The 522-nt window shown below is 42.9% G+C and carries 2 protein-coding genes; both read left to right on the top strand.

Annotated features, from left to right (window positions below; all coding sequences use genetic code 11):
- The coding region (locus EAE92_RS25630; protein ID WP_214069878.1) for a DUF3164 family protein at positions 1-194 on the top strand (194 nt) is incomplete at its 5' end.
- A gap of 1 nt (position 195) precedes the next feature.
- Positions 196-384 (top strand): hypothetical protein, encoded by a 189-nt coding sequence (locus tag EAE92_RS25635; protein WP_172907961.1) that lies wholly within the window; start codon positions 196-198, stop codon positions 382-384.
- Positions 385-522 lie beyond the last annotated feature (138 nt).

Consider the following 522-nt stretch of genomic DNA (forward strand, 5'->3'; position numbering starts at 1 on the left):
AAGGTGACATTAATACAGGTCGTGTCCTGGGTCTGCGTCGGCTGGATATTGATGATGAGCGTTGGAATAAGGCGATGATTGCTATCGGAGAAGCTTTGCAAGTTATCGGCAGTAAATCCTATATTCGGGTTTATGAACGTGTGGGGGATACTGACCAGTATAAACCGATACCGTTGGATATTGCCGGGGTCTGACATGAAAGCGAAACGGTTTAATCAACGTTATCGGGTTGGAGCCAGTTTTATTTATCAGCCCAACAAAATATTACGCGGTGGAACGCCGGTCAAGACAATTGATAAAGCGAAAGATTTAACCCATTGCACGGTAGTTGAAATTAGTACTGAACCTTATTTTGTCAGAACAGATTATTTAACTCCGGCGTAATTTAACACCCAACAAAATTAAAGACGGTTTAAACATGGCGTAAACCCGCCAGGGGCGCGCTTACGCCAAAATTGAGGACAGCAACAATGAATATTGATAAACCAGGATGGAAAGCTATTGAAGAAGAGCTGAAAAGTC

Origin of the sequence: Photorhabdus hainanensis (genome assembly GCF_018448965.1) — a bacterium.
In the GTDB taxonomy this organism is placed as follows: Bacteria; Pseudomonadota; Gammaproteobacteria; order Enterobacterales; family Enterobacteriaceae; genus Photorhabdus; species Photorhabdus akhurstii.